Below are 23,072 nucleotides of genomic sequence, written 5' to 3' on the forward strand. Positions count from 1 at the left end.
ACGTTTTATAAAAATCGTTTCTTATTTAATAAATTGTTATGAAGGGGAGCTCAAAATACTTATTTAAAAAAGAAATTATGTTTTATTGAAGGGTGGGGTCGAAATACGAGAATATCATAATAGCTATTGAATTCCTTAGATCCTCACAATTCAATTCACACAATAACAAGGGTTAGAATAATGGTTTCAAAAGAACTCCCGTTCACAAAAGAAGAAATCCTTAAAATAATGGATAAATATCCCACCCCCTTTCACATCTACGATGAAAAGGCCATCAGGGAAAACGCGCGTCGGTTGAAGGAGGCTTTCCAGGATGTTCCCGGTTTCAAAGAATTCTTTGCCGTAAAGGCCCTCCCGAATCCCTATATTCTCAAACTCCTCAAGGAAGAGGGTTTCGGAGCCGACTGTAGTTCCCTGCCTGAACTGCTCCTTGCGGAAAAGGCCGGGATAACGGGGGAGGATATCATGTTCAGCTCAAACGATACCCCGGCGGAAGAGTTCGTGAAGGCAAAAAAGCTTGGGGCCTACATTAACCTGGACGATATCAGCCACATCGATTACCTCGAAAAACACGCCGGCCTTCCGGAAATCGTCTGCTTCAGGTACAACCCCGGCCCCCTCAAGGAAGGAAACGCACTTATCGGAACTCCCGAGGAAGCTAAATACGGCTTTACCCGGGAGCAGCTCTTCGAGGGCTACAGAATTCTTAAAGAAAAGGGCGTAAAACGTTTCGGGATGCACACCATGGTCGCCTCGAACGAGCTTGACCCGAAGTACTTCGTGGAGACTGCAAGGCTCCTTTTCGAGCTGATCGTGGAGATTTCAAAAGAGCTCGGCATAAAGTTCGACTTCGTCAACCTCGGCGGGGGAATCGGGATTCCCTACAGGCCCGAGCAGGAACCTGTCCCCTATGACGTAATCGTAAAAGGCGCAAAAGCAGCCTATGACGAGACAATCGGGGCAAGTGGGCTCGACCAGGTCTCCGTATTCCTTGAATGCGGAAGAGTTATTACCGGGCCCTACGGTTATCTTGTCTCCCAGGTCAGGCACCTCAAGCACACCTACAAAGACTACGTGGGCCTGGATTCCTGCATGGCAGACCTCATGCGGCCGGGCCTTTATGGGGCCTACCATCACATAACGGTCCTCGGGAAGGAAAAAGAAGCTCTCGACCACACATACGACGTAACAGGGTCCCTCTGCGAAAACAACGACAAATTTGCAATAAACAGAGAACTTCCGGAAATCGAGGTCGGGGACGTCCTCGCCATCCATGACTCCGGGGCCCACGGGCATGCCATGGGCTTTAACTACAACGGAAAACTCCGCTCGGCCGAGCTTCTGCTCCGGGAGGACGGAAGCGTTGTCATGATCCGACGAGCCGAAACCATCGAGGACTATTTCGCAACCCTGGATTTTGAAGGCTTGAAAGACTTTAATTAAATGGGCTTCGGCCCTTTTTTCTTTTTCTTATTAATTAGAAAGGCAGAAAGCTTCTTTACTTTAGCGGGGGTAGTTGTGATCTTTATTTGAGGCAGGCACCAGAAGAAAAGGTTATTTATTTTCGAATGGTTTAAATTTATTCAGGTGTTATCTAAACTTACTTCAAATTCAAACATTAAAAAAAACGTAAATACTTCAGAATACATAGCCAATCGGAGATAACACAATGCCAGAAGATCCCCTGCAAATTATTAATAATACGGACCCAGAATTTTTCAAGCTCCTCGAAGATACCCGCAAAATGGCGCTTGCGGAAGGCAGTATTCCTTTGAAGTATAAGTTCCTGATCGCAATGGCGCTGGACGCATCTAAAGGAGCAGCGGAAGGAGTAAAGGTCCTTGCAATGCAGGCCTTACAGGAAGGGGCCACAAAAGAGGATGTGATGGAAGCTATCAAGATCACCCAGTACATTTGCGGGGTAGGAAGTGTTTACACAGCCTCAAACGCCTTAAAAGATATTTTATAATTTGTTAATCATAACATTAATGCTTTTATTATTTTATCTTTACATAAATTCATAAGTTCTTATAATAATATTTGGAAGTTTCTATCTAAATATGTGGTGTTTGTGTTGGTAGACCAGGAGAAAATTCATAACCAGTGTCTCAGTGATTCCCCGGAAGAGCGTATCCTGGCACTGGGGCAATTCAAATTCAATTTTTTATACTTCCCTGATAAAGAAAAGGCCTGGGATGACCTGCACAGGCTAACCGAAGACGAAAATAGGGATGTTAGGTGGGAGTCGGCAGGTGTCCTGATTTCTGTATTTTATAACGTCCCGGACAGGGAACAGGCCTGGAAGGACCTGATTAAATTGGCCGGGGACCCCTCAGACAGGTATGTGAGACAGCGGGCTTCAGGAGACCTTGCTTCTGCTTTTCCTCACATGCCGGACAAAGGACAGGCCTGGGAAGACCTGCACCGGCTGATAGCCGAAGGTGAAGACAATTATGTAAGGTGGCGGGCAGCCGAAACCCTGGGTTTTGCTTTTCCTCAAATGCCGGACAAAGAGCAGGCCTGGGAAGACCTGCACAAACTGATCGAAGATGAGGACAGAGATGTGAGGCGATGGGCGGTCGATGTCCTTGGCACTGTATTTCCTCATGTCCCGGACAAAGGGCAGGCCTGGAAGGCCTTACACAGGCTCACCACGGATGAAAACTGGGATATAAAGCGGAGAGCAACCGATGTCCTTGGTTCTGTTTTTTCCCATGTACCGGACAAAACACAGGCCTGGAAGGACTTAATTAAACTGGCAGAGGACCCCTCGGACAGGTTTGTGAGGATGAGTGCAGCTGATGCCCTTGGTCCTTTGTTTATTAATGTGCCGGACAAAGAACAGGCCTGGAAGGACTTAATTAAACTGACCGGAAGAGAAGACAACTACGTGAGAATGAGTGCAATCGGGGCCCTTGGCCCTTTGTTTATTAATGTGCCGGATAAAGAACAGGCCTGGAAGGACCTGATTAAACTGGCCTCGGATAAAGACAGGGATGTGAGACTATGGGCCGCCGGGGCCCTTGGATCTGCTTTTCCTCACGCTCCGGATAAGGAAAGGGCATGGCAGGACCTGACCAACCTGACAGATGAACCGTAATTCCCATTTTAACCGTCGCTTACATATGTTTTCAACTAAAACTGGAATTGCTGAGTCAGGCTTTAAATGTTTGAACATATCCTTCTCCTCCCTGCAAGTTTCTTCAAAATAGGGACTGTAAAATAAAATAGTATGTGTTGGAAGAGATGAAAATCTATATTATTGGGTGTTTCCATATAAAGAAGGGAGGTAAATGATTTGTTATCAAAAATTCCAATCAATCTTGAGAACGTATCGAAAGAAGACATTGATAAACAGATCCTGAGGGCCGGAATCATTGCCGAACTGGATGCTATTAACCTTTATGAACAGATGGCAGGCCTGGCCAAGGATGCTGATATCAAAGCCATACTACTGGATATCGCAAAGGAAGAAAAGACACACATCGGAGAGTTTCAGGCTCTACTTCTGAGGTTCGACCCGCAACAGGGACTGGAACTTGAGGCCGGAGCCGAAGAGGTGGAAGAAGAGTTATCCAAATGAGTTTGGCCTAAAATCGAGAGTGTCCGGGATTTTTTGAAAACCCCGGAACCTTATTTTTTTGAAATACTGAACCCTGGGAAGCAGGAAAAACAGGAACTATTTTTTCGTTTTTTGTTTTTACTGAAGGTTGGCCCGGAGCACGAAGAGCACGTGAAGCAGTATAAAGAAGGGGACTGCAAACCTGAAAAGCGGCTTCCGGGTCTTGTGCCTGAATTGCTGCATCCCGAGCCAGGCCCCGACTGGCCCGAAAAAGGAGACTATCAGAAGGGTTTTTTCAGAAATTCGCCACTGTTCTCTTTTTGCTTTGACCTTGTCCAGGCCGTAAAGGGTGAAGGAAAGCGCATTGACGCAGGCGTAGAAGATGGGAATAAGGAAAACAATTCTGCTTGTCATGAACATAACTTCTTTTCAATAATAATTAAATGCTGCGATTTCCAAGTTCCAAAGTCTCGAAAAGCATTACATACACAAAGCTGGCCTCCAGAGTACTTCTCAATACTCCTTCTTTCCCCGACCCCGCATTAAATTCAATAATATTTATATGGGGGAAAGGAATTACTCTACTGAATAATTTTTCCGATTTTCACACATCTAAAACAAAGCCTTTGAGCATATCATGACACGCAGAGGCATGGCACGGATCTAAATAACGAACCGAAACAAATAAACAAATAAATAATGTGGGAAATCCACCCACACATAACAAAATCTAAAAGAAGGTCCTTTATAATGAATTACTGGCAGCCGAAATTCGAAACAATGGGTCACGCCGAAGTGAAAGAACTGCAGTTAAAACGCCTTAAAAAGAGCACTAAAACTGCTTATGAGAACGTGCCCTTCTACAGGCAGAAATTCGAGGAAGCGGGGGTCACGCCGGATGATCTCAAGACTCTTGAAGATGTCCGGAAGCTTCCCTATACTCGCAAAACCGACCTTCGGGACAACTACCCCTTCGGGATGTTCGCTGCCAGCAATGACGATATCGTACGGATCCATGCTTCCTCTGGGACAAGCGGGAAACCAACGGTTGTCGGCTACACGGCAAAGGACATTGACACCTGGTCAAACCTGATCGCCAGAAGCCTTACTATGATCGGGCTTACGAAGAAGGACGTTATTCAGAACTCCATGAACTACGGGCTCTTTACCGGGGGCCTGGGTTTCCACTACGGGGTTGAAAAAATGGGAGCCATGGTCGTGCCCGCTGCAACCGGAAACACGGCCCGGCAGCTTGAGATGATGATCGACTTCGGGGTAACAGCGGTTCACTGTACGCCTTCATATGCCTATTACCTGGCCGAGACCGCGGAGGACCTGGGCCTTATAGACAAACTTTCCCTGAAAGCGGCCATCTTCGGGGGAGAACCCTGGTCGGAAAACACGCGCAAGCAGCTTGAAAAGCGGCTGAACCTCAAGGCCTATGACTGCTATGGGCTCTCAGAAATGTTCGGGCCCGGGGTCGCGTTTGAGTGTAAGGAGCAGGACGGACTGCACATCTGGAGTGACCAGTTCCTTGTGGAAGTCCTGGACAAAAACGGGGAACAGGTGTCCGAAGGGGAAAAAGGTGAACTTGTCCTGACCTCCCTTGATAAGGAAGCTTTCGCAAACATCCGCTACCGCACCGGGGACATGACCCGTCTGCTCGAATCCGACTGCGCCTGCGGCCGGACCACAACCCGGATCTCCCGCCTCCTGGGCCGGGTCGATGATATGATGATCGTCCGGGGAATCAACGTCTTCCCCTCCCAGATCCAGGACGTCATCGCAAAAATCCCGGAAGTAGGAGACCATTTCCAGCTCATCCTCGACCGGAACAAACACATGCTCGATGAACTTACCGTGGAAGTCGAACTCGAAGAAAACGCCTTTACTGGGGAACTCAGGGACCTCAAAGCTATCCAGAACCACGTCCAGAAAGAACTCAAGGCCATCCTGAACATCAGGACGAACGTGGAACTGCTTGAGAAAGGCAGTATTGAAAGGACCGGCGGAAAGGCAAAGAGGATTATTGACAGAAGGGCGGAGCTGTAAACTTTAGTTTTAACTTTACTTAACGTAACGTAACTTAGCGATTCAGGGAATTTTTCCCTGCCCCTACTTTTTTCGAATTTTTTATTTTCTGAAGTACCAATTACTTTTGAGATATTTTTACTCAGAAACCGGGCTGTTTTTGTTTGCCCATTTTCAGAAAACAGGGCAGCCATCGAGTTTTAACACCCATGTTCACTCACCGTTCGCCGGAGGCGAACGGCTTTTCCCTGAAGACTGCAAAGAAGTAGCAGCTTTGAAATTTCAACCAACCTTTGAATTTTATCGCAAAAAAACCCGGACCTTTCACTTTTTAACTTTTTAAATGACAAAACTTATTTTACCTGCCACCAATGTCAAGAAAGAATTGGAGAAGTTTTATGGACCCGGCAACTTTCGAAACCATTGCTCAGCAGGCAACTAAAGTTCTTCTGCCAGCCCTGCCTTTCCTCAGTCTTGCAGGAAAATCCGCAGTTGAAAAAGGCAAAGAAATTCTTGAAGAAATGGCCTACGAAAAAGTAATTGAAAAGCTTGGTTCCGAAAGCGGGAAAAGAGTGAAGGCTCTGCTGGGTAAGCTAAACCCTAAAATGAGTGAATCACTGGAAAGAGCCCTCACAAAGGCGTCCGGAAATTCCGAAGACCCGAAAGCAAAGGAAGAATTGCAGCAGGAAATCCTGAAACTGTTGCTGGAAAACCCGGACCTTGCCAGGGAAATAGAAATCATCGTAAATATAAATCTCAAAATCGACCTGGTCAAGCAGCTTGTTTTTGGAGACAATAACCTGATACTGAACCTGGAAGGCGTTCAAGGTGAAGAACTGATCAAAGTTCTGAAATATATGGAATGGAAGAGGAAAGAGGAACTGATACAGGAAGTTCAAAGAAATTATACCCCTTCTGCTCTTCCAGAGCTTTCTGATAATCTCATAACATTTGTCACCGAAAACAGGGCAGAAGAAATTTCTTACTCCCTCAACCGACTTCAGGAAAACAAAGTTCTACTTTTCAGCGGCATTGCAGGTATCGGAAAAACTACCCTTGCGCGGGTCCTGATCGACTTCAGGCCTACAGGCATCCCCGAGCCTTTCTGGTTCAATTTTTATCATAACAGGGATGCAACCCTTGAAGATGTGCTTGAAGCTCTTGCAGCCTATCTGGACGCCCCTGAAATTATGAGCTTCAAAGGAATAAGAAGAGCCGGAAGAACCGATATAAACAGGCTTACGGAGGAACTGAGAAAAAGAAACTCCCTCTGGCTGGTTTTTGACGACCTGAGTTACATAGTTGATGAAAAACGAAATTTCACAGACCTGGGGCTTGGCCTGCTCTTCACATCCCTCAGGGACAACACCCACAGAGCAAAGGTAATCCTGACCAGCCGGGTTACGCCGTTGCTGGACAACGGAGAATACCTGATCGATGAACTCGAAGACGAAAATCGGCAGGAGATAAAGGGCCTGAAACCGGATTTTGCCGTCAACTACCTGAGATCAAACGGCCTCGAAAAAATCGAACTCAAAACACTGGAATCTCTGGTCGAAAGTGTGGATGGACACCCCTTCTCGTTGAAACTGCTTGTGGGTCTTGCAAAAAAACATACAGCAGAGAACATACTAAAAGACCTCAGTCTTTACAGAAAGCACCAGGAAGATCGCATCAAAAAAGCAAGGTTCCTCTTCGACAAACTGGTCGGCGGAGAAAAAGAGCTGCTGGAAAGAATCTCTGTCTACCGCCAGCCCGAACTCCCCGAAGCCATCAAAATAATGTTCACAGACAGCACCCCCATTGATTCCCTTGACACTCTCCTCGACAAATCCCTCCTCGAAACCCGATCACAATGGAAAGTACTGGCTCCACCCCCTCGTTCAGGAATTCTCTTACGATGACCTTGAAGACAAAAAAACAGCCCACATACTTGCAGCAAACTATTACCTTTCCCTTCCACTGCCTGATAAGCCTTCAGGAAAAAAGGATGTACAGCCATTGATTGAAGCTCAGCACCAGGCCTGTATGGCGGAAGAGTACGATCTTGCAGTAAATATTATAGGACAATTCAATCTCTATGATCTTCTGGATCTCTGGGGAAATTCAAGAACACTAATTGAAATTTATGAAAAGTTGTTGCCAGAAGACCACTTCAACGATGAACCACTCCTTAAAAACAAACAGATTCACGGAGCTGTTCTTGGAAATTTAGGGACAGCATACAGGCAGCTGGGAGAACCAAAAAAGCGATTCAATATTATGGACAGGCTCTCAAAATTTCGAAAGAAATAGGAGACAGGCGCGGAGAAGGAAATCACCTTGGAAATTTAGGGAGTGCATACAGTCAGCTCGGAGAAACAGGAAAAGCCATTGAGTTTTTGAAGCAATCCCTTGCTATAGGAAAGGCGATTGAAGACCCAAAGATAATTAACTTTTGCGAGCAGAAATTGAAGGAACTTGAAGGAACTGAGAGCTGACTTTTCTAAACTTCCAGTTGACCAGCAGGTATCCACACCTTAGTTATTCCTCCTCATTTTCTACCCCAACAAGAATTTCCCAGACCCAGCGTCCGAAAACCGGGTCTTCCAAAAAATATAGTGTTACTAATAAATTTATTACTAACAAATTAGTTAGTTCCAGCAGAGAATTATACTTTTTATAATATTTTCACATAAACTCAAACCGGCCCCGTTAGCCTTGACACATTCATTCCCACCTGTCAGCCTCCGGCTGTCGTGTTAAACCGCAGGTTTAACAGGAGTTTCTAATCTTCGATTAGAAACGGAAGAAGTCTTCTGCTATCTGAGATAAACCAAGAAAAACTAACGTTTAGTTTTCCGATAATTCAAGTATTTTTTCTTCCGGTTTTTCAGGCCAGGCCTTTTGCCTGAGATTTTTTGTGAACGTTTTCCTTTTTTGCTGCCTTCTCTGCATAGCTCCATGGCCATCTTCCACAAGCTGCTCTCCAACTACAGAAACAAAACCGAGCAGGAGTCCCAGCCCCGCAAAAATGTAAAATATCGTAAATAATTTTCCGGGGGCTGTTTGGGGAGAAAAGTCCCCGTAGCCTACCGTTGTCAGGGTGATGACTGAAAAATAGAGAGAATCAAGCCAGGTCCATCCCTCTAAATTATGGTAGACAAAAGTGCCGAGCCCCAGAGTCTCAAGTACAATATAACAGAGAGAGCGAAACTCCTGTCTTTCGAGCATCCCGGATAGTGTTCTAACAAAAAGCAATACAGGTCTAAAAAAAGGTATCATAAGTCTCGCTTATTACTCCTTTTCCGGATAAATCTTCACAAGTTCCTCATAGGCCTCACTAATAATCGTCTTGTAGATAATGAAAAGAGGAATTGCAAGCACCATCCCGAGAGCTCCGAGCAGTTTTGAAGCCGATAGGGTCAAAAGCACGCTCAAAAGAGGGTTGATGTTTACCTTTTCGGAAATCATGAAGGGGATAAGGTAGAGGTTATCCACGAGCTGAGCTATGAAAACCGTAACCGCCGCAAAGAAGGCCGTCTCAGGACTGTTGATGTAGCCCACTATAATTGGTGGAATCGCTCCGATTATCGGGCCTATATAGGGGATGATATTCAAAAAACCCGAAAGAATTCCCAGGAAAAGCCAGCCATCGATTCCCACAAGATAGAACCCGATGCAGCAGATCAGGCCCACCACAGAGCTTTCGATCATCTTCGCAGTAAAGAAGTCCTCAAGTTTCCTACCAATGCCCTCCAGGGCCCTGACAATTCCTTCGGCATATTTAGGGGGGGCTATTTCGTGGATGTAGTTCCTCAATTTATGCCGGTTCCTGAAATACATGCCACACATAAGGGGAATTATAAGAATCCCTGCAAAGAGGTAATATGACAATTTTGAGATAGTTCCGGTAAGCTCCGTAAAGATATCATTACCGATTCTCTTCAGGTCTTCGGGTTTTAAAACTCCGGAGTCCACAAGTCCCGAGAGGGCAGAATCTTTTCCAAACAGTTCAGAAGCCCCGCTTAAATAGTCCTCCTGCACTTTCGTGGATTCTGTGATAAGGATCTCGATCTCCGGCATCTGGCTACCAACCAGAAAAACAAGGGCAAGCAGTGCAAAAGAAAGCAGACCGATTCCCACAACTCTTCGATTCAAATCCGGAAATCTGTCCATTATCCTGTTATAAAAAAAGAGAAACTTCTCAGTAACCAGGATAAGGATGGCTCCTATGATCAGGACTATGAAAATGTCCTGAAAATAAAACAGGACCGCACACAAAAATGCAAAAATCAGAGAGATCAGGGTGAGGAATCTCCACACATACCGGTTGGAACTGAGAGCCATTTATCTTTCCTTCTTCAATTACTTCTTTACGATTGGGCAACATTTGATATATATTTATCTTTCTCGGTCCCTGATTTCTCTTTTTTTCCCGGTTTTTTAGCTTTTCCTGATTTTTCCTGATTTTTCCTGATTTTTGCTTATTCAGGTAGCACTCCTTTCCGTCCTGACCAGTACCCGTCCATCAGGACAACCAAGGGTGGGAAGATCACAAAGGTAACAAACATTGCCAGGAGGACATCTATAACCGTAACCAGCCCGAAGTCGCTGATCATGGGGAAAGGGGACGCTATCAGGGCTGAAAAACCGAAAACCGTTGTTGCTCCCGAGGCAATCAGAGCCGTTCCCGTGGTTGTTACAGCCTGGTTAATCGCCTCCGTGGGATTCAGGCCCATGTCCTTTTCCTCATAATAACGTTCCATCATCAGGATGGAATATTCCGAACCAACCCCCAGGATAAGGGCTCCCATAACCGCAGTCATGGGGTTATAGTCAATTCCCATCCCTTTCATAACCAGGCCTGACCAGCCGATCACTACCAGCATGGGGATGATTGGGGAAATAGCCTTTACCGGGTTTCTGTAGACCACAAGAAGTCCTATCAGTACAAGCAGGACCCCGATCATCGTCATCCGGACCCGGCCACTCGTAAGGCCTGCGATCATCTCGATAAGCACCGCCGAGTCTCCGGTAATTGTGACTGCGACCCCGGGAGGTGGCTGCATCCAGTTGATATCTTCAGCAACTATATCATTAAGTTCGGAAATGCCTGTTATCTGAATGTCACTCATTGCATTTCCTATGTCCAGGTCAATATGAAGGAGCTGGTTTCCTTCTATGTAAGTACCTATCTGGCTGTCGGGAATTTCCGCATATATGTCTTTTATTTCCTGGGAACTTTCAGGAAGGATACCGCCGTTTCTTTCCTTCACGAGGTCCACAATGCTTGTTGCTGAGTCGATTTGACCCCGGTTTGCAACCTCGTGCTGGCCAAACTCTTCCATCCATTTCAGAACCTCCGGGTCACTTGCATCCTTGACTTTGAGGACAACGTTCAGGTGATCCCCCTGGCCTGGCATGACACTTAGCAGTTGATGGAAGTCTACCAGGGAAGGCATGTCCTGAGGGATGAAGGAATTGGTATCCGTTTTGATCGGAATTGACTGATCAACGTACATTCCAGCCGAAGCTGTCAGGACTGCGATTATGAGGATGGCCCAGGTGTGTTTAAGGGTAAAGCCGGTAAGTCCTTTCAGAACTTTATCGAAGGGACCGGGGGCATGAATTCCGGGGACCGGTTCTGTCCCATTTTTATTTTTGTCTCCTCCATTCCCATTTTTCTTCTTTTTAAAGATTCCTAAGGGATTCTTCTGAGCAAGCCAGTCAAAACTGTAAAGGGTTACCAGCCCGAAAAAAAGCGATGAAAAATAGCACATAATGATCCCTATCAGCAGGAGTTTTCCGAAGTCCTGAATCATGGGGACAGTGGAGGTAAAGAGGGAAACAAAACCAAGTGCGGTCATCGTAAGGGCAATCAGAACAGCGGGGGCCGTATGCTTGATCGTATAAATAAGAGCCTTTTCCGGGCTTTTCCCGAACTTAAGTTCTTCTTCCATCCTGCTATGAAACTGGATGGCATAGTCGATCCCGATCCCGATAAGTACCGGGAAAGCGGACATGGAAACCATTGTCATGGGAACTCCGGTATAACCCATGAAACCAAAGGTAAAGACAATTCCCAGCAGGACGACCGGAAGCGGTAAAAGTCCCCATCTGACATGCCTGAATACAAGGAAAAGCACAACTACCATCAGGAGAGCGGCAATACCCAGGAGAACCCCCATACTCTGGCTCATCTCTTTGTTGATGTCAAGCAGCAGGGCAGGATGGCCTGTTATTATGAGGTTGTAGCCGGGGGGAAAATTAGCTTCCTTTGCGGAAATTTCCAGGGCGTTTAAGATGTCTTCTTTCTGCGTATCCGTCGCACTGCCTTCTATTCCAACGGAAATTAGCATGTGGGTCTCATCAGGCATGAGAGCTTCAAAGTACTCCGGATAAGCTTCAATCAGTTCCTGGACCTCTGTGTCTGATTCAGGCACCCTGGTCCTGCCGTTGAGTTTGTAGTTTATCTGTTTCAGGATGCTTGCGGGGCTTGAGATGGTGGTTACGCCAGGGACCATTTCCATTTGATATGCAAGCCTGTCCGCGGCTTTCATCATGGCAGAGGATTTTACGTCATCTCCATCAACCATCACGACGAGGCTTTCCGTACTGAAATAGTTCAGGAAGAGGTGGTCGTAGTCCTTGTACAGTTGAGAATCTTTGGAAACCTGAGTCTCCGTCCCGGAGGCCATTTCTATATACTGGGAGCCCTGAAAGGACAGTATTACCAGTATAAACATAATAGCGAATATAGTCGCCCGGTTATTTTCAATAAATATACCCAGTTTTTCAAAAGCGTTTTTTATAGTAAATCCCCCCAGGGAGGCGTTTTTTACTCATTGATTTACCTCAGACAGCAGAAGATTCCTTCCTCGATGTTTCTAATTGAAAATTAGAAACTCCTGTTAAACCATGGTTTAACACGACAGTTCCGACTTTGGAGGAACTGGCAGGTGGGAGATGAATGCGTCGAGACTAAGGCCCCCATTTTTTGTTTAACAGGGGACCTTAATGTTGTTTGACAGTGACCTTATGTTCTGTCCTCCTTTGCAGGAGTGGGTCCACATCGCCACTGTTATACTGGCTTGTTAATGACCTGAACACTTCCCCTACCTCTCAGGGATGTTTAATCCAAATCGAAATCTCCGAGAACGTGTGGAGTATCCTCGAATATCATGACCAGTATAACGAAAGGCTATTCAACTAGGGCTTACCGAAGCAAGCCCCTTACTCTAAAATATTAGCCTAAAGGCTAAGATTTTAGGTAGGGGTAGTTGACGTATCGTATCTACCGGTCCGGGTTGTTTGTTTTTCCGTGAGAATATACTATAGAATAAGTCGATTAATATAAAATTTACCGTAATAGAGTTAAAAAAGATACAGAGGCCCAAAAAAAAATCTGTTTTAGCACCTCATTTTGATTTCTAGGGGTTTCCCGGTAGTCAGTGCCGTATCTTTAGGTTCCAGGGTATGGAGTTGATAGGAGGTCTCATCCAGAGAATGTATAAAATCAGCCCTGATCCTTGTAATCAATTCATCTGGATCGAGGCAGGTGAAAAAAGTAGGTTCACCTTCAATGATCTGCACATAACCTTTATTTGCCATTCCCCGGAGAATTCCATAAATCTTGGGCCTGGGAACCCCCGCAGCTTCGGCGATTTCACTGGCTCTGGCCGGCCTCCGGCAGACAAGGGCGGCGTAAATCTTGGCTTCGTTTCCGGTAAAACCCAGTTTTTGAAGGTTCCGGATAAGTTTCAGGGTCATGATGATTCTCCGTAAGTGGAATAAGGGGCTTTTTAGCTCATTGCATCATTGATTTTTCTCATGATTCTGACCTGGGTTCTGAGACTTTCCTCGAAATCTTTGAGATCCTGTTTGTCAAGGACTTCCGTCACTTCAGAAAGTCGTTCCTCTACTGCCCTGTTCAGGATGTCGTAGACCTTTTCCCCTTTTTCCGTGAGGGAAACCAGAACTTTTCTGCGGTCGGAAGGGTCGTCCCTCCTTTTCAGAAATCCTTTTTTTTCGAGAGAAAAGACCATCCTTGAAAGGCTGCTGCGGTCCATGGCCAGGTATGTCCCGATCTCGGAAGGCATGATTTCTTTTATCGTCCCTATGGTCATGAACGCAAGCTGCTGGTTTCTATTTAGTTCTTCAATTCCGCCCTTCGTGTCTTCAATTTTCTTGCATATTTTTGCTCCGAACAGTTTATTGTGAAGAGCATCATTTTCAAGCCCCAGCAGCCTGAGTCTTTCATGAAATTCGCGATTCATTATTATTACCTCCAGGGGTTTAGCTTGCGGTTTTACAGCCTTACAAAATGCTATCCTGGTCCGCCTGTTAAGCTCCCGGCCCATGCCTCAGTGATTTTTTTTTGATAGGTGATGTTGCAATAGTCCATATATTGATGATCTGTATTTGAATTGATGCAAATTCAACAAATGATTTATCCCCAAAAAGGCTGGATCGTATTTAAACATTCCCATACAAATTAAATGATTTCGAAACAGTGGTGGCTTCAGGAACAAAAAATAAAAACACCGGCCAGAGCGTAAAACTCCGTGTCGGAGCCCAGAGGGTTTTGCTCCGGGCTGTAAAACAGAAAATTGAGGGTTTAAATATGAGTCAGGAAAATTCTCAATCTATGGATTTATTTGCAAAAAGCTGTTTTGCCATGGCAACTCTTTGTTCAAGGTCCGGCTCCTCAAGGTCCGCGACCACGGCTTTGAGGAGAGTGGGAATTTCAAGGTGCTGAGGACATTTTTCCAGGCACTCTTCACACTGTACACATTGAGAAGCAAATCCGGGTTCTCCACCTGAAAGGATTCCGCCTAGCTTTCCGGCATACATGAACCTTACCTCATCTGCATTGCCGAACATGTGCAGGTTGTTGTATGCATCGAAACATGCAGGAATGTCCACTCCTTCCGGGCAGGGCATACAGTATCTGCAACCTGTGCAGCCCGCTTTCATGAGTTCCCTGTATTTTTCCTCAGCTCTTCCAACAAGTTTCAGTTCGGTTTCTGTGAGGGAATTCGGGTGGGCTTCTCCCGCCATCTTAAGGTTTTCTTCGACGTGGGCTTCCTCGTTCATGCCGGAAAGCACGACCGTTACTTCAGGATGGTTCCAGACCCAGCGCAGACCCCATTCCGCAGCTGTCCGTTTGACCGGGTTCTCGTTCCAGATCTCCTCAATTGCGGGCGGGACTTTTCCTGCAATGTTTCCTCCCCGGAGAGGCTCCATGATGATTACACCGAGACCCTTTGAGGCCGCATACTCAAGACCCTCGGTCCCTGCCTGGTTCTTTTCGTCCAGGAAGTTGTACTGGATCTGGCAGAAGTCCCAGGGGTAGGCATCCACTATCCGCTTGAAGTCTTCGTTTGAACCGTGAAAGGAAAAACCGGCGTTGACTATACGGCCGTCGGTTTTTGCGCTGTCAAGGAAATCGGCGACCCCGAGTTTTTCCACCCTGCCCCAGAGTTCCCCTACAAGGCTGTGGACGAGGTAATAGTCAATGTGGTCCGTGTTGAGTTTTTTGAGCTGGGCGTCCAGGAACTTATCCATTTCCTCCCGGCTTTCAACCATCCAGGTGGGAAGTTTTGTGGCGAGCTTGACCTTTTCCCGGTAGCCGTCGGCAAGAGCTCGACCCACGAAAGGTTCACTTTTTCCCATGTGATAGGGCCAGGCCGTATCGACGTAGTTTACGCCCTGGTCGATTGCGTGGCGGACCTGAGCTCTGGCCCTTTCTTCGTCTATCGTCCCGTTTTCTTTTACGGGGAGGCGCATGCACCCGAAGCCGAGTATTGAGAGTTCGTTTCCGTTCTTAGGCATTTTCCTGTAAAGCATTTTTGCCACTCCTTATTTTTGATATTTTGATTGATATTTAATAAATATGATTGACTGATTACTCTAAATTTATGTGAAAAAAAATTATTCCGGAGCAAGGCCATTCCAGAGAATCCGGAATCCTTCTTCGATGATTTCGTCTGTGTCCCCGGGGCTTTTGGATTCCAAGATAAAGCTCACCACCGCTCTGCTGGACTGGTAAAAAATTGTCATGGCCAGTTCCGTTGAAATATTCCCGGGGTCACTTTTTCTAAAGCCTTCCATAAGTTCGTGGAGGAAAACATACTCCCTCGTCACTTCTTCTCGGGTGAATTTCGTGATGTATGGGGATGAACAGAACTTCCCGACAAAAAGGAATTCCTCCGGGTTATTCACTCCCCATTTAATTAAATTAAACCACAGCCTTTTCAATTTTTTTTGGAATATGGTCTCGGTTTCAATTCCTTTTCCCATACTGCGGCTCAAGCTTCGCTTGATCTCAAAATGCTTCCAGGATAGCCGATCTTTTGTCCTTTATCTGATTTTCCATATTTTTGCTCATTTGATTGACTACTCACTCAATAGGTGGCTTTAGGACCCGCAACGAAATAACCTATGCACCTTATCACTCATTGTAACTTCGATTGGCGAGCTTGATCTTGAAAATCAATATGTTCAAGCGAAATATGCAGAAGTTGTTCTGTGACGAGCCCTTAGTATAAAAACGTTCTTTCAGGCTCAAAGCGAAGAGTTTTGCAGAGGTTTTCCAGTAGAGATACATCAGGCCAGGACCCCGAAAAAAAAGAGAAATGGGTCGGAAAAGGCTGATTTTTTTTGGCCCTGATCTTCTCAATTTACCCTAACCTGGGTATAATTTGTAGCAGTATTTCCATATTTATCTGTGACTGTCAGAGACACTTTATAAATAATGGTTTTTGCAGTTGAATAGTTATGGGATATAGGTACATTGGAAGAATTATCCATAGATTTAGTTCCATCTCCAAAATACCATTCCCACAAAACGATTTCTCCTTCTGATCTATCATGAAAATATACTGTGCTGGAAGAAGAAAGAGACTGAATATAATCAAAGCAAGCTTTCAATGTTTCATTGTTTGTTTCATCGAATTTGTTTTCTGAGCTAATGTTATTCCCTGAAGCAATAGAGCTTACATTTTCATAATCCATACTTTCATTGATGTTTTTTGAATAAGGAGCCTCTATTATATTAATCAACATCTTTGCGCTACTGATGCCTTTTTCATTGCTGGCATTAAGGGTCAATGTGTAATTTCCTGCTGTGAAATAGGTATATTTCAGGCTTTTTTCCAGGGATTTATTTCCATCCCCGAAATTCCACTCTATTGAAGTTGCTTTTTCAGAAGTATCTTTAAATTGAGCGGAGAATGGGGCAAATGCATAGGCGGTGTTTGTCTCTTCTGAAAAATAGCTGTCATCGGACAGGGCATTTAATGTGAAATTTGCATTGGGGTATGTAGCCTGATTGCCTGGTGCCTCCTGTGAAAATGTAAACGGAAGCATTGTCCCACCAATCAAAATAAGAGTCAGGCCTGCAAGAGCAAGAGCGCCAATCAGGACTATATCCTTCTTTTTTTGTTTATCTCCAGTACATTTTGAAAAATTTGAAGCTGATGATGGGTCAGAAAAAGTTTCAATCGTTGGTGCTATTTTTTCGAGATGTGGGGAACTTTCTTTATGTTTATCTTCACATTGTCTAGCGTAATTCGAGTCCGACAACAAATCAAGTTTATTCAGTTCTTCAGAACTAAATAAATGAGAAATTGACCCGATGGAGAGCCATCTGGAAAATATTTGGTCAAGAATAATTTTTGTTCCATTTACCGGTTTTTCACCCACTTTAATAATAAACCGAACAAAATCAGTTAATTTTGAATCGTTCATGTCCTGAACTGCATTCTTTATAATTCTCCCAGAATCAGCAATATTTTTTACCGGCTCCTCCTGTAATGCATTAAAATGCCTGAGTTTCTGTGTATTTATTGCAGAAATTATGAGATCCCTCTGAATGGTGTTGTAAAATGTACAATCCACTGGAGAGCAGGGATACTTTTTGTAATACAATACCTCTAAATAGGCTTTTATTTCTTTATTTTCACATTGTTCATAGAGCTTTTTTGCAAATGAACGAATTTCGTTTGAATTTACGATTTCTTTGATTAATTCAGGCATTAATTTTTTCATTAATTCAGAGTTATTTTTCAGGATTGGAATGAGTTTTTCACTGTCTTTTTTATGAATAAGGTTAAAAGCCATACACTTTAAAATTTCAATGTCACCATCATATATTCTAAACAGATCCGGAAGGGCGTTACATGAATTAAAAGAATTAATTAAAGTACTTTCATTTTCGGCCATCGTTTTTTTCTGAATTTCAAATGCCAGTGACTCTCTTGAACTAAATTTTTTGTTACTCTTATTAAAAGTGAAATACAGAAGTGAATAATAACCGTATGCACATTTACTGATTTTTGATTTCAAATCAGGGTCAAAGATAATTTCCGGTTTAAGCTCATTTAAGCTTATAGAAAGGTCAGATTCCGACGGATACCGGGATGCTATGAAAATAAAGTTTGAAAAAAGTACGGATTTCAACATGAAAATTACGTTTACGATTAAATTGATAGCGAGATTAGCATCAGACGCCTGGATGGAGACCTTTTCTCCGGCTATGATTTTTCCGGCTGTATAAACCAGGACTTTTTTAGGCACATCCGTTTGTTTTATTTTATTAAGGTCTCCTTCATCCCACAGACCAATAATATTATATTTTTTAGATTCAAACCTTCTGATTTCCAGTACCGCATTATCATAAAATTCAGGAATCTGTTTTATACCATCGGCTATTTCATCAAATACCTGTATGAAAACAAGTGTTTCTTCCTGGTCATTTTCTTCCTGTTCATGTTCATGTTCATGTTCTCCCTGTACACGAAGGCTGCACCCAAAGATAATATGGCCTTCGTGGGATTCAAAGTAAAGGGCACTTTTGTTAGTATTAATATAAAGAGCCAATTCCCGATATTTTTCAGGAAACTCGTTTCCTTTTAACAAATTCCCTGTGGAATCATATATCACAAAACCAGGACGTGAAGTTTGCAAGTCTACCAACACCCCATAGATTTATCCAGATAGTTTTTGTATTTTGCTATTCTCTATTGTAGGAGGCCTTTTAATTAATTTACATTGAGAGGCCACCAGTAAGACACCCTGAAAAGTGTATAAACTTTCATTAAATATTCATATATAAAAAAGAAATATAATGTATAAGTAATTGTCGATTTATTTGACATGAAAGCACTGTGTGTACTTTTATCTCAAACAGCAGAAGACTCCTTCCTCGATGTTTTCTAATCGAAGATTAGAAACTCCTGTTAAACCTATGGTTTAACACGACAGCCGAAGGCTGACAGGTAGGGGTAGTTCACTTGTGATTTGTCAAAAAAAAGAGTTTAGTAGCCCGGCACGGATTCGAACCGAGGTTGCAGGATTCAGAGTCCTGCATGATTGACCACTACACTACCGGGCTTCGATGAATTTAGTCAAATTATTAGAATTGGTAAAAGAGTTTAGTAGCCCGGCACGGATTCGAACCGAGGTTGCAGGATTCAGAGTCCTGCATGATTGACCACTACACTACCGGGCTTCGATGAATTTTCGTAATCAGAGGCAGATCCCTGTGCCCTGAGCGTATCTTTTAAAGGAATATCTGATATATATAACTTTTGGCGAACTTTCATACAATTTTATAGAACTCAGAGATTTCCCTCATCCTGGTCCAGGACTGCGGTCCACCACCAGCGGGCCAGATCTATCAAATCTTTGGAAAACTGACCGGAGAGCCTGTATTCCCTGTTATTTATGGAAATCAGACCGGCTCCAAGGAGCTTGTTGCGCATGGCATAAAAGGAGGCACGCCCTATATTAAGTTCTTCGAGCAGGTTTTTCCATTCTTCCGTACGGACGGGGTCGCCTGCTGCCTGGCGTTCTTCGATCAAAATCAGAAATTTTTGGCCCCGCACGGCTGTTACATCTTCCTGAAAAATTCGTCGCATAAGGCTGTAGTAAGGGTCTCTGGTGTGGCTTATGCGGGTATTGGCATCGGAGCGAACTATGATCGTGGTCGCGGTTCTGGGGGCGTTTTTTACAAGAGACATTGCGGTCCCTGGGGATAACGTTCAGGTTAAAATCAGGTAGTAGTTTCTACAGATTTTTTGGCCTGTGGGTTTACAACTTTTAAAATCAGGTCAAGGTATTCTTCACGGAGAGAATAGACAATAGGGGTTTTGTAGGATTCTTTATGTGAACGTAATATCCCGAGTTTCGAATGAATGTAGCCAACCATAGAAGCAACTGTATTCCTTGAAACATTATAATTTTTAGAGAGTTTGTTGTGAATTTCATCAACAGTCGCTTTTTTAAGTTTGATGAATATGCAGAGAATGGCCCTGCGATATCCGGAGGCGTCAACTTCTATAAATTTCTCCACTCTAGAATTAATTTTGGCACGGATACTTACCATTCATTACCACCTTTACAGACGTAGATATCTAATTAAGTTCTAACTCTATATATACTTATGGAAATTGAGGCGTCTGTTGCCTCTTTTACTAATATGTCATAAAGTTTGTACTTCTTTTAATTGCAAATCCATTTTGCCTTATGATGCTATTAGCGCCTTTTGTAATATATGGTTTGTTATATTACATATATATATAATATTATTTTTTAATAGTATATAATGCATTTTAAAAAAATCCGATATTGTGAAAAATATGATATATTTCAAATAAAAGTTATATATATAAAAAGATAGAGTAACTATTTAGCATATATCTTTGAGTAAATGCTATTTTACTCACATTTCGATTTCTGACATTTTTGTACAAATTCATGGCACAAAAATGCTATTTAGTTGAGATTCTGTCAATTAAATGATCAATATTCTAGAATAATGTTCCCATATTGGCAGGGGGTCGAAATGTGGATTTTACGTTGGACCTCTAAAACTTTTCTTTAACTACCCCTTAGCTAAAAATACAGGGGTAGGACTTACGCAGTTGAACAAAAAGCCAGTAGCATGAAGCACCAAACTGTCTAAAGCATAATGTTCTTGATAAGCTCTTATGTGCTTGGTTTTACATCTCAAGTGCGTAACTCATAAGGGGATTTCCTGCTGAGGTTTTATGAAATTCGAGATAGAAAACGAACTGGATACGGTCATAAAAAACACCGGGGTAATTATTTTTCTGCGAAAGGTAGAAGATGGCTGGCCTGTGGAATTTGTGTCGGAAAAGATTAGTTGCTTGGGTTACACTCCAAACGATTTTTTCTCAAAGCGCATTTTCTATGAAAACCTGATCTATGGAGATGATCTGGAGAGAGTGCGGGCCGAATTTACCAGACACTGTAATAACGGGGACGTGGATTTCACTCTGGAATATAGAATATTGACTGGGTCCGGGGATGTACGGTTAATCAATGACAGAGTTTTGATGCGGTACGGGTTGGCAGGAACCACAAGTTCTTATTTCAGTATAATTACTGACCTCAGCGACAAAATTAATTCAAGGGAAACAATCAGACAGAAACTGAAGATTGAAGAAACTTTGCTTGAAATCTCCAAAATGTTCATTATTCCTGAAAACATTGATATGGACATTAACGTATCCCTTGAAAAAATCGGAGAACTCTGCGGGGCCGGCAGGACTTATATTTTCGAATTTTGTGATAATGAGAGTTTTATGAGCAATTCCTATGAATGGTGTGCTCCGGGAGTGGAGTCCCAGATAGATATACTCCAGAATTGTCCTTCCAATATGTTTCCCTGGTGGATAAACAAACTCCATAATGATGAAATAATCCATATTACCGATGTTTCGGCTTTGCCTCCCGGAGCAGAGGCTGAAAAAGAGCTCCTTGGAATGCAGGGAATCAGGTCTCTCATAGTCCTGCCCCTGTATAAAAAAGGAAAACTTTCCGGTTTTATAGGTATGGACAATGTGATTAATGTAGGAAACTGGAAAAAAGACGACATTTCCGTACTCAGGATAGTATCAAACCTTATTGGAATGGGAATTCAGCGCAGGAAGGCTGAAAAAGCAATCCATAAAGGAGAAGAACTGTACAGGTCGATGTTCCACGACGCAGCCAATCTGATAACCCTTGTGGACAAAAATGGGGTCATTATCGACTGTAATAAACGGATAGTAAACGTCCTGGGTTACAGACGAGAAGAGCTCATAGGAAAGCCCATGTCCAGCATTATGCACACCGGATTCCAGCCAATAACAAAAATAGCCTTGAGGGAAATCTCGGAAAAGGGTTTTTCCTTCAACCGGGAGTACAGGATGGTCCGAAAAGATAAAACAATAATAGACATTAACGTGAACTCCTCGGGCCTGAAAGACGAAACCGGCAAACATGTCCAGACCATTTCCATAATTGAAGACATAACAAAACGCAAAAAAGCGGATAAGCTGCTCCAGGAAAGCGAGAGCAGATACCGTTCTCTTTTTCAAAATAACAGTGCCGTAATCCTCCTGATTAACCCTGATACCGGTTGTCTGGTCAATGTAAACCCGGCTGCCTGTTTGTACTACGGGTATACCAGAGAGCAAATGCTTCACATGAAATCCACCGACATCAATACCCTTCCGGAAAAACAGGTATTCAGGATGTTGCACCAGGCAAAGTCAAAGGAACTTAACCATTTCTTTTTTATCCATCGCCTTTCAAACGGAGATTTACGCGACGTTGAAAATTACAGTTATCCTATCGTGATAGACAACAATAAATATCTCTATACAATTATTACGGACATAACAGATTACAGGAAAATACAGAGTGAGCTGATTAAAGCAAAAATAGAAGCTGAAGCCGCTAATAGAGCCAAGAGTGATTTCCTGGCCAGTATGAGCCATGAGCTGAGGACTCCTTTAAATGCTGTAATAGGTTTTTCGGACCTGTTACTTACCCGAAATTTTGGGGAGCTAAATGAAAAACAGGTAAGACAGGTTGGCAATATATCAAAAAGCGGCACACATCTCCTGAACTTAATTAACGGCATATTGGACCTTTCAAAAGTTGAAGCCGGGAAAATGGAGTTCAATTTAGAACAGTTCTCCATCTCCGATTTAATCGAAGAAGTCAGGATTTTACTGGCACCTCTGGCCTCAAAGAAAAATATTCATATATTGTGTCAGGTGGATGAAAAACTGACATCCATAAAAGCAGACAGGACAAAGTTCAAGCAGATTTTATACAACCTTGTAGATAATGCCATAAAGTTCACTCCCGAAGATGGATTCGTCTCTGTTAGTGCCCAAATGATAGATAATGAAATGCAGCTTTCTATCACAGACACAGGCATTGGTATTTCGGAGCATGAAATTCAAAAGGTCTTTCAGCCTTTCGTACAGGTAGGGAAATTTGAGTCCAGAGCACAACCCGGGACTGGCCTTGGGCTTGCTCTTGTCAAGAAGTTTGTGGAAATGCACAGAGGCAAAATCTGGGTCGAAAGCAAACTCGGAGAAGGCAGCATGTTTAGTTTTACTTTTCCTAATTAGTCTCACCCGAATTGCACTACCCGAGTTGCGTTTCGGCACCCGAGTTGCGCTTCGGGATCGCA

Annotated in this window: 20 protein-coding genes and 2 tRNA genes; 9 read left to right on the forward strand and 13 right to left on the reverse strand. The window is 43.7% G+C overall.

From position 1 onward, the window contains the following. Positions 1 to 180 precede the first annotated feature (180 nt). The 4 genes from lysA (at position 181) to ACZ5QV_RS14775 (ending at position 3,583) form a co-directional block, all read left to right on the forward strand. Complete coding sequence (gene lysA, locus ACZ5QV_RS14760; protein ID WP_464600522.1) at positions 181 to 1,443, forward strand: diaminopimelate decarboxylase; 1,263 nt, start codon at positions 181 to 183, stop codon at positions 1,441 to 1,443. Between the two features lie 226 nt (positions 1,444 to 1,669). Next, positions 1,670 to 1,969: a carboxymuconolactone decarboxylase family protein gene (locus ACZ5QV_RS14765; RefSeq protein ID WP_464600523.1), complete on the forward strand. Its 300-nt coding sequence runs from the start codon at positions 1,670 to 1,672 to the stop codon at positions 1,967 to 1,969. Between the two features lie 105 nt (positions 1,970 to 2,074). Beyond that, on the forward strand, positions 2,075 to 3,100 hold the full coding sequence (locus ACZ5QV_RS14770) for a HEAT repeat domain-containing protein (protein WP_464600524.1): 1,026 nt from the start codon (positions 2,075 to 2,077) through the stop codon (positions 3,098 to 3,100). Between the two features lie 198 nt (positions 3,101 to 3,298). Continuing rightward, positions 3,299 to 3,583, forward strand: coding sequence for a ferritin family protein (locus tag ACZ5QV_RS14775; RefSeq protein WP_464600525.1), 285 nt, complete (start codon positions 3,299 to 3,301; stop codon positions 3,581 to 3,583). Between the two features lie 117 nt (positions 3,584 to 3,700). Here ACZ5QV_RS14775 and ACZ5QV_RS14780 read toward each other — a convergent pair whose 3' ends face one another. Next, positions 3,701 to 3,976, reverse strand: a complete 276-nt coding sequence (locus ACZ5QV_RS14780; RefSeq protein WP_464600526.1) for a DUF1294 domain-containing protein — start codon at positions 3,974 to 3,976, stop codon at positions 3,701 to 3,703. A gap of 336 nt (positions 3,977 to 4,312) precedes the next feature. On the opposite strand from ACZ5QV_RS14780, the gene ACZ5QV_RS14785 reads away from it, so the two are divergent. The 4 genes from ACZ5QV_RS14785 (at position 4,313) to ACZ5QV_RS14800 (ending at position 8,073) form a co-directional block, all read left to right on the forward strand. After that, entirely contained in the window at positions 4,313 to 5,614 is a 1,302-nt protein-coding gene (locus tag ACZ5QV_RS14785) for a phenylacetate--CoA ligase family protein (protein ID WP_464600527.1), read from the forward strand. 377 nt (positions 5,615 to 5,991) lie between these two features. Further along, a complete protein-coding gene (locus tag ACZ5QV_RS14790; protein WP_464600528.1) occupies positions 5,992 to 7,497 on the forward strand; it encodes an NACHT domain-containing protein in 1,506 nt (501 codons plus the stop codon). A gap of 97 nt (positions 7,498 to 7,594) precedes the next feature. Continuing rightward, the gene (locus ACZ5QV_RS14795; RefSeq protein ID WP_464600529.1) at positions 7,595 to 7,888 is read left to right on the forward strand and encodes a hypothetical protein; all 294 of its coding nucleotides are present in this window, start codon (positions 7,595 to 7,597) and stop codon (positions 7,886 to 7,888) included. Further along, positions 7,873 to 8,073, forward strand: a complete 201-nt coding sequence (locus ACZ5QV_RS14800; RefSeq protein WP_464602117.1) for a tetratricopeptide repeat protein — start codon at positions 7,873 to 7,875, stop codon at positions 8,071 to 8,073. Before ACZ5QV_RS14795 ends, ACZ5QV_RS14800 begins: the two co-directional genes overlap by 16 nt. Before the next feature lie 352 nt (positions 8,074 to 8,425). On the opposite strand, the gene ACZ5QV_RS14805 is transcribed toward ACZ5QV_RS14800, so the two are convergent. The 12 genes from ACZ5QV_RS14805 to ACZ5QV_RS14860 form a co-directional block, all read right to left on the reverse strand. After that, a complete protein-coding gene (locus tag ACZ5QV_RS14805) occupies positions 8,426 to 8,857 on the reverse strand; it encodes a potassium channel family protein (protein ID WP_464600530.1) in 432 nt (143 codons plus the stop codon). A 12-nt stretch (positions 8,858 to 8,869) separates the two neighbouring features. Next, positions 8,870 to 9,922, reverse strand: a complete 1,053-nt coding sequence (locus ACZ5QV_RS14810) for an AI-2E family transporter (RefSeq protein WP_464600531.1) — start codon at positions 9,920 to 9,922, stop codon at positions 8,870 to 8,872. 137 nt (positions 9,923 to 10,059) lie between these two features. Further along, a complete protein-coding gene (locus ACZ5QV_RS14815; protein WP_464602118.1) occupies positions 10,060 to 12,402 on the reverse strand; it encodes a hydrophobe/amphiphile efflux-3 (HAE3) family transporter in 2,343 nt (780 codons plus the stop codon). A 583-nt stretch (positions 12,403 to 12,985) separates the two neighbouring features. Further along, complete coding sequence (locus ACZ5QV_RS14820; RefSeq protein WP_464600532.1) at positions 12,986 to 13,345, reverse strand: TrmB family transcriptional regulator; 360 nt, start codon at positions 13,343 to 13,345, stop codon at positions 12,986 to 12,988. 32 nt (positions 13,346 to 13,377) lie between these two features. Beyond that, positions 13,378 to 13,851 (reverse strand): MarR family winged helix-turn-helix transcriptional regulator, encoded by a 474-nt coding sequence (locus ACZ5QV_RS14825; RefSeq protein WP_464600533.1) that lies wholly within the window; start codon positions 13,849 to 13,851, stop codon positions 13,378 to 13,380. 364 nt (positions 13,852 to 14,215) lie between these two features. Continuing rightward, complete coding sequence (locus tag ACZ5QV_RS14830) at positions 14,216 to 15,424, reverse strand: aldo/keto reductase (protein ID WP_464600534.1); 1,209 nt, start codon at positions 15,422 to 15,424, stop codon at positions 14,216 to 14,218. Positions 15,425 to 15,508: 84 nt separating this feature from the next. Next, positions 15,509 to 15,877, reverse strand: a complete 369-nt coding sequence (locus tag ACZ5QV_RS14835) for a hypothetical protein (protein WP_464600535.1) — start codon at positions 15,875 to 15,877, stop codon at positions 15,509 to 15,511. A 375-nt stretch (positions 15,878 to 16,252) separates the two neighbouring features. Next, complete coding sequence (locus tag ACZ5QV_RS14840) at positions 16,253 to 18,544, reverse strand: PKD domain-containing protein (RefSeq protein ID WP_464600536.1); 2,292 nt, start codon at positions 18,542 to 18,544, stop codon at positions 16,253 to 16,255. 354 nt (positions 18,545 to 18,898) lie between these two features. Beyond that, a tRNA-Gln gene (locus tag ACZ5QV_RS14845) sits at positions 18,899 to 18,971 on the reverse strand. Positions 18,972 to 19,015: 44 nt separating this feature from the next. Further along, a tRNA-Gln gene (locus ACZ5QV_RS14850) sits at positions 19,016 to 19,088 on the reverse strand. A 109-nt stretch (positions 19,089 to 19,197) separates the two neighbouring features. Beyond that, the gene (locus tag ACZ5QV_RS14855; protein WP_464600537.1) at positions 19,198 to 19,599 is read right to left on the reverse strand and encodes a hypothetical protein; all 402 of its coding nucleotides are present in this window, start codon (positions 19,597 to 19,599) and stop codon (positions 19,198 to 19,200) included. A gap of 32 nt (positions 19,600 to 19,631) precedes the next feature. Then, positions 19,632 to 19,964 (reverse strand): DUF2551 domain-containing protein, encoded by a 333-nt coding sequence (locus ACZ5QV_RS14860; protein WP_464600538.1) that lies wholly within the window; start codon positions 19,962 to 19,964, stop codon positions 19,632 to 19,634. A 664-nt stretch (positions 19,965 to 20,628) separates the two neighbouring features. Between ACZ5QV_RS14860 and ACZ5QV_RS14865 the strand changes: the two genes are divergently transcribed. Beyond that, positions 20,629 to 23,010, forward strand: coding sequence for a PAS domain S-box protein (locus tag ACZ5QV_RS14865; RefSeq protein WP_464600539.1), 2,382 nt, complete (start codon positions 20,629 to 20,631; stop codon positions 23,008 to 23,010). Positions 23,011 to 23,072 lie beyond the last annotated feature (62 nt).

Source organism: Methanosarcina baltica, from assembly GCF_055394095.1.